Below are 5,123 nucleotides of genomic sequence, written 5' to 3' on the forward strand. Positions count from 1 at the left end.
CCCTGGACGGAGAAGAGGAAACGCCCGAAAGCTTCTCCGAAGATACAGCGATGGCAGACTTCGACCCGGAAGGCCCGCTGATTCCAGACGCGGATGACGGGCTGGAAGAGCCGAAAGACTGAGCCTGTCCGGCCCTAAGGCCGGGCGCTGCCGGCGCGCGACCGGTTCCGTGCGGACAGGGCGATCCCAAGCAGAGTCTGCCCAGTAATGGCGTCCGCGGGCAGGCCGGTGGTCTTGCACTGCATTTCCGCTTCCACCAGCCGGTTCATCGCCTCGGCCAGCCGGTTGGCTGGCCAGCCGCGCAGCTGGCGGCCCAGCCGGTCGGAGACTTTCCAAAGCGCCCCCCGAAAGCCGGCAGCCTTGAAGGCGGCGTCGATGGACTGGCCGCCTGCCACCAGATTTCCGGCCAGATGCAGGACGCGCAGATGCTGCTGCGCGGCCCGCAGCACCGGCTGGAAATTCATCCCTTCGGCACGGGCGCGGGTGAGGGCGCGATCCAGCGACTCCGGATCGCCCTCGGCCATGGCGAAGACGATATCGTCGAGCCGGAGTGCTGCATTGTCGCCGATGGCCTGGCGCGCCTCGTCCAGGGAGATGGTGCCGCCTTCGCCGACATAGAGGATCAGTTTGTCCAGCTCCATCCGGGTCAGCATACGGTCGGCGCCCAGGTGATCGGCCAGGAAGGCGATGACGTCGTCGCTGCAGCGGATATTGGCCTGCTGCAGATGGCTGCGGACAAGCCCGCGCAGATCGCGTTCTTCGTCGGCGTAGCAAGCGATGATGGCAGCGTTGCGCGCACCTTCGAAAAGTTTCCGCAATTTGGAGCCGGCGGCCAGTGATCCCGCTTCGGCGACGACAAGGAAATCGCCCTGTATCGTCTCCAGCATATTCTGGAAAATCTCGGTATTGCCGTCACCGGCATCGCGTACGCGGATCAGCCGCCGACCGCCGGTCAGGGAGAGCGCGGCCGCCTCGTCGGCCAGGCGGGCCGGATCGTCGCGCAGCTGTGCGCCCGTGAGATCGGCCAGACGAAACGGATCATCGAAGCCGGGCAGCACGGTATGGCCGAGCCTGTCGGCAAATTCCTTTATCTTTCCGGTATCTGGCCCGAAAAGCAGCACCGCTCGTATGGCCGGGTCGGGTGCTTTGAGAAAACCCTCGATCTGGCGGTCGCTGATCTTCATCCGCCGTTCCGCCCCTAGTTCGCGGACTTCGCCTGGCGGTCGAAATAAATGCCGAGGCGGACCCGCATATCGTCACTGATCGCCTCGACAGCGCGGTTTCGCGCGTCATCCTCCGCGACCAGATTGGCGAATTGCGAGCGCACGAGGTTGTAGCTGGCCGTAAACCGACTCTGCCCGCTGTAGAGCACGGCATTGGTCGCCGCATCCTGCAGCGTGTAATTCGCGATCAGCTGAAGGTTCGCCAGCGTCGCCGAGGCATCGTCACGAATCGCCAGGTCAGTGCGGATCTCGTTGAGCCGCGTAGCGAGCCGATACTTTGTAGTGGCGGCACCGCCACGCGGATTCAGCCGCACACGCAGCTGGTTTTGCAGCTCCTGCCCGACGCGGTCCGGAATCGGCACGATCTCGATCGCCGCCATGTGCTGAACCGCGGAGGCGCTGTGCGCCCGTTCGCCATAGAGCGGACGGAACCCGCACGCGGTCAGCAGCAGCGCCGCCGCGAGCAGGGACAGCGCGGCTATGCCATTGGTTCTACGCGACAACATTGACGATACGGTTGGGCACGACGATCACCTTGCGCGGGGGCTTCCCCTCAAGCTGCTGCAGGACGGCCGGAAGCGCAAGGGCGGCGGTCTCCGCCGCTTGCTTGTCTACATCGCGCGGCAGCTCGATGGTGCCGCGCAGCTTGCCATTCACCTGGACAGCGATGGTCACGCTGTCATCGACCAGCATTGCCGGATCAGCTTCGGGCCAGGCGGTTTCCGCCAGCAGTGTGGTCTGGCCCAGCAGACTCCAGAGTTCCTCCGCCAGATGCGGCGTCATCGGGCCGATCAGCTGCACCAGCACTTCCAGCCCGCGCCGCTTCATCCAGCGGCTGCCTTCATCCTGCCCGTCCATATCCTCCAGCTGATTGCTGAATTCGCGGATGCGCGCGACGGCCTTGTTGAAGTGGAACTTGTCGAGATCGTCGGAAACGCCGGCGATGGTCTTGTGCATCGCCTTTTCGGCAGCGGCCGCCTTGCCCTCAACCGTTGCCGGTCGGGCGGTGCCTGCGGGCGCCAGCGCCTCCAGCCCGTCCTCGATCAGCCGGTGCAGGCGATTCAGATAGCGCCAGGCGCCATCGATGCCGGCATCTGTCCAGTCCAGGTCGCGTTCCGGCGGACTGTCGGACAGCATGAAGAGCCGGGCCGTGTCGGCACCATAACTGTCGATGATGTGCACCGGATCGACGACATTCTTGCGCGACTTGCTCATCTTCTCGGAACGGCCGACGGTCACGGGACGACCGCCTTCGACCGTCACGACGCTTCCGTCGGCTGCCTTCGTGACCTGCGAGGGGAACAGCCATTTGCCATTCTCGTCCTTGTAGGTCTCATGGCAGACCATGCCCTGGGTCAGCAGGCCGGCGAAGGGCTCTTCCACGTCGGTATAGCCGCACTTTTTCAGCGCCCGCATGAAGAAGCGCGAATAGAGCAGGTGCAGCACGGCATGTTCGATGCCGCCGATATACTGGTCGACCGACAGCCAGTAGCCTGCCTTGTCGCGGTCAAAGGCCTTTTCCCCGCGAGCATCGGCGAAGCGAGCGAAATACCAGGAGGATTCGAAGAAGGTGTCGAAGGTGTCGGTCTCGCGGTGCGCGGGCTTGCCGCAGGACGGGCAATCGACATGCTTCCAGGTCGGATGGCGATCCAGCGGATTGCCGGGCGCATCGAAGGTGACATCCTCCGGCAGGGTCACCGGCAGCTGGTCTTCCGGCACCGGCACGATGCCGCAATCGGCGCAATGGATGAAGGGGATCGGGCAACCCCAGTAGCGCTGGCGCGATACGCCCCAGTCGCGCAGGCGATAGCTGACCGTGGCCTGGCCGTCGCCGCTCTGTTCCAGCGTCTCCGCGATGCGCTTCTTCGCCTCCTCGACCGGCAGCCCGTCCAGGAACCGCGAATTGAACAGTACGCCCTCGCCGGGGAAGGCGATATTGCCAATCTCGACAGTTTCCGCATCGGCCGGACGCACGACGGGGATGACCGGCAGGTCATACTTCCGGGCGAAATCCAGGTCGCGCTGGTCATGCGCGGGACAGCCGAAGATCGCGCCGGTGCCATATTCCATCAGCACGAAATTGGCGACATAGATCGGCACCTGCCAGGACGGGTCGAGCGGGTGGACTGCCTTCAGCCCAGTGTCGAAACCCTTCTTTTCCGCCGTTTCAATGGCCGCCTCGCTGGTGCCGATGCGGCTGCACTCGGCGATGAAGTCGGCCAGCGCGGCATTCTTCGCCGCCAGCTCGCCGGCCAGCGGATGATTGGGCGAAATCGCGCAGAAGGAGGCGCCGAACAGCGTATCCGGGCGGGTGGTGAAGACTTCCAGCTTCTCGTCCCGTCCCGCAATCGGGAAAAACACCCGCGCACCTTCCGACCGGCCGATCCAGTTGTGCTGCATCAGCCGCACCCGGTCCGGCCAGCGCTCCAGCGTCTGGATCGCCTGCAGCAAATCCTCGGCATAGTCGGTGATCTTAAGGAACCACTGCGACAGCCGCTTCTTCTCGACCGGCGCGCCGGAGCGCCAGCCCTTGCCGTCGATCACCTGTTCGTTGGCCAGAACGGTATTCTCGACGGGGTCCCAATTGACCCAACTTTCCTTGCGATAGGCGAGACCCGCCTTGTGGAAGTCGAGGAACATCTTCTGCTCATGCCGGTAATAATCCGGATGGCAGGTCGCGATCTCGCGCTCCCAGTCATAGGACAGGCCCATGCCCTGCAGCTGGGTACGCATCGAGGCGATGTTCTCGTAGGTCCATTTGGCCGGGTGGACCTTGTTCTCGATAGCCGCGTTCTCTGCCGGCAGGCCGAAGGCGTCCCAGCCCATCGGGTGCAGCACATTGAAACCACGCGCCTTCTTGTAGCGTGCGACCACATCGCCCAGTGTGTAATTGCGGACATGGCCCATATGGATGCGCCCCGACGGGTAGGGGAACATCTCCAGCACGTAATATTTCGGCCGGGAGGCGTCTTCCGTGACATTGAAGCAGCGCTTCTCCGTCCAGATACGCTGCCACTTCGCCTCGGTTTCCTTGAAATTATAACGTGCCATCTCGCTCGGCCTGATAAGTCGCGGGTCCGCGTCGCGCGGTTTCGGCCGGGATTATTCGCCCAACAGCGGGGGCAAAGGCAAGCCGTTCGATGGTTTCTCGGCGGTCAGGCCCCCTAGCGCTGGGCGCTGGAAACCCGAAGCTGCCGCGCCCGGGTCAGGACAGTGTTCTCAAGCTCGGTGCCGACCGAGGGCTCCACGGCGGCATCCTGCCACTGGCCGGTGGTCGTGCGCTGCTGCCGGAAGATCGCGGCGCGGATACCGTCCGCCCGCAAGGCGCGGTCCAGAATGAACAGGTTAACCTTGAAGCGCTCGGCAGGGTTTTCCGGCGCGGAATACCAGTCGGTGATAATGACGCCGCCGAACGGATCGGCCGAAGCGATCGGCATGAAGGACAGCGTATCCAGTGAGGCGCGCCAGAGATAGGCATTCACGCCGATGCCGGTACCGCCGGCCGGCGTTTCTTCTTCGCTGCCGAACAGGCTGAGGCCACCCGGCCCCAGAATGCTGCCATTGTCTTCCTTGCCATAGATGCTGGGGTTGGTATCGCCCGGACGCATTGTCGGATATTCGTATGCGGTCTCGCCGCAGCCGGCGAGAAGGGCGGCCAGCAGACCAGCGATAAGGAAGCTTTTGGTGTAACCTGGGGCGAAATCTGTGATGCGGGCCACGGTCGATCCAATCCTGTTCCTGCAAATTGCCAGCAAGCGCTATTCTAATGCCACGAACCGGTCAAGAGTAAGGCAAAAACGACGGCGTCCTTCAGGCCATCTATAAGCTCTTCGGGTGTAAGCATCTGGATATGAAGGACATATGAAAGCGCCAAAATGTGTCATTGCTGCAACATGTGTG

At 63.5% G+C, this 5,123-nt stretch carries 4 protein-coding genes; all 4 read right to left on the reverse strand.

Annotated features, from left to right (window positions below; genetic code table 11):
• Positions 1-134 precede the first annotated feature (134 nt).
• Complete coding sequence (holA, locus tag MK313_RS17655; RefSeq protein ID WP_008943234.1) at positions 135-1,184, reverse strand: DNA polymerase III subunit delta; 1,050 nt, start codon at positions 1,182-1,184, stop codon at positions 135-137.
• Positions 1,185-1,198: 14 nt separating this feature from the next.
• Complete coding sequence (gene lptE, locus MK313_RS17660) at positions 1,199-1,729, reverse strand: LPS assembly lipoprotein LptE (RefSeq protein ID WP_008943235.1); 531 nt, start codon at positions 1,727-1,729, stop codon at positions 1,199-1,201.
• Positions 1,716-4,274: a leucine--tRNA ligase gene (leuS, locus tag MK313_RS17665; protein ID WP_287783453.1), complete on the reverse strand. Its 2,559-nt coding sequence runs from the start codon at positions 4,272-4,274 to the stop codon at positions 1,716-1,718. Before leuS ends, lptE begins: the two co-directional genes overlap by 14 nt.
• Positions 4,275-4,387: 113 nt before the next feature.
• A complete protein-coding gene (locus MK313_RS17670; RefSeq protein WP_287783456.1) occupies positions 4,388-4,942 on the reverse strand; it encodes a DUF3576 domain-containing protein in 555 nt (184 codons plus the stop codon).
• Positions 4,943-5,123: the final 181 nt, after the last annotated feature.

Origin of the sequence: Oceanibaculum sp., from assembly GCF_022449305.1 — a bacterium.
Classification (GTDB): domain Bacteria; phylum Pseudomonadota; class Alphaproteobacteria; order Oceanibaculales; family Oceanibaculaceae; genus Oceanibaculum; species Oceanibaculum indicum.